Genomic DNA, 1,522 nt, shown 5'->3' with positions numbered 1-1,522 from the left:
AGCGTATAAAGTTTCGGTAGGTGGCTTCCAGGCGAGAGGAGTAGACGTGCAAAAAAGAGAAGAGACCCCACGGACACAAAAAAGCTCGCCGCACGGCAATGCGGCTGAAAGGAGTGGGGTCTCCCGTGTTGGACGTTCGCCATCTCGCCGACGAAATCCTGCAACAAGCACGCGATTTGCTCCCATCCTGGATTGAACAAGTCGCAAATTTGTTGAGCCAAGGAGACTTCGTGGCGTTTGAGACGTCGCTTTGCACGTTTGCCGATCAGTTCGCATTACGGCTCTTCGAACGCATGCTCCACATGGCAGACGACGCGCTGATGCAGACGCGCGACCGAGCCCGCTACGAGTTGGTTGGGACGCGCGAACGGACGCTCGTGACGAGCCGAGGCGAGTTGCATGTGAAGCGCCGGATGTATCGAGACCGTGAGACAGGAACGTACCACATGCCGCTGGATGCCTTGCTGGGGCTGGGCGCGAGAGAGCGACTGAGCCCGAAAGTGCGCATGCATCTGGTCGATCTCGCAACCAGGATGTCGTATCACCAAGCGGCCTGGACGTTGGCCCAGTTCATGCCGCATGTGAGTGCGATGCGTGTGTGGCAGGAGGTGCAGCGGCTGGGGGCCACGCTGGATGAAGCCGTAAAGGCCAAACGCGAGGCTCGGTATGCAGGGAAGGATGCACGGACGATCCAGGATCCCAAGCGGAGGGTTTCGAAGTTGTACGTGGAGGCTGACGGCATGTGGGTGCGAGCACGAGGGTCGAAGCGGCATGCGGAAGTGAAAATCGTGCTGGCGTATGAGGGGAAACAGGCCGTTGGACGAGACCGGCGCAAGCTGGTGGGGCGCCAGGTGGTGGCTGGTGTTGTGCCTGGACAGGCGGTGTGGGAAGAGGCTGTAGGCGCCTTTTCGGAGACGTGGGATCTGGAGCAGGTGTCCTGCTCGGTCGTAGGGACGGACGGCGCAGCGTGGGCGAAGCAGGGCGTGGATGTCCTTCCAGGTGCGGTGCATCGACTGGACCTGTATCACTTGTACAAGCATCTGCGTATGGCGTTCGGCGTCGAAAAGGCAGCGTACGCGGAGATCTGCGAAGCGCTGGAGCGTGGAGATTGGTCACAGGTGGAGGCGGTGCTGCGCCGTGCGGAGCGTGTGCGGCGAGGTAGTGCAAGGGAACGTGTGCGCTCGCTGCGCCGATACCTGCGTGCGAACTGGGAAGGCATTCGGAGAGACGGCGCAGCGGAGTCGTTAGGGGCGATGGAGGGGCAAGTGTTTCACCAGTTTGCACGGCGGATGAAGCGGCACGGGGGCTGGTGGAGCGAAGAAGGCGCACACCGATTGGCGCGTGTATTGGCCGCGCGAGCGAGCGGCCAGAAGCTGACCGTCGTGACGAAACAGGAACAGAACGAACGCGCGGCGCGCCGCGCGTTCGTCGAACGGTCGTGGGCGCAACTGTCAACCTCGACGGGACAGGCGGTCATGAAGACCGCCCACCTGCCGGCGCTGTATGGGCCCCATGCCAGCCG

Annotated in this window: 1 protein-coding gene; it reads left to right on the top strand. The window is 62.3% G+C overall.

What is annotated here, in order from left to right:
- Positions 1–125: 125 nt before the first annotated feature.
- Positions 126–1,522: ISLre2 family transposase (locus AS26_RS13530; RefSeq protein ID WP_062310647.1), on the top strand; the 1,397-nt coding region annotated here is incomplete at its 3' end.

Source organism: Alicyclobacillus sendaiensis NBRC 100866, from assembly GCF_001552675.1.
Classification (GTDB): Bacteria; Bacillota; Bacilli; order Alicyclobacillales; family Alicyclobacillaceae; genus Alicyclobacillus; species Alicyclobacillus sendaiensis.
Note: the sequence above shows the minus strand (reverse complement) of the source record. Positions and strands in the feature narration are given on the sequence as shown.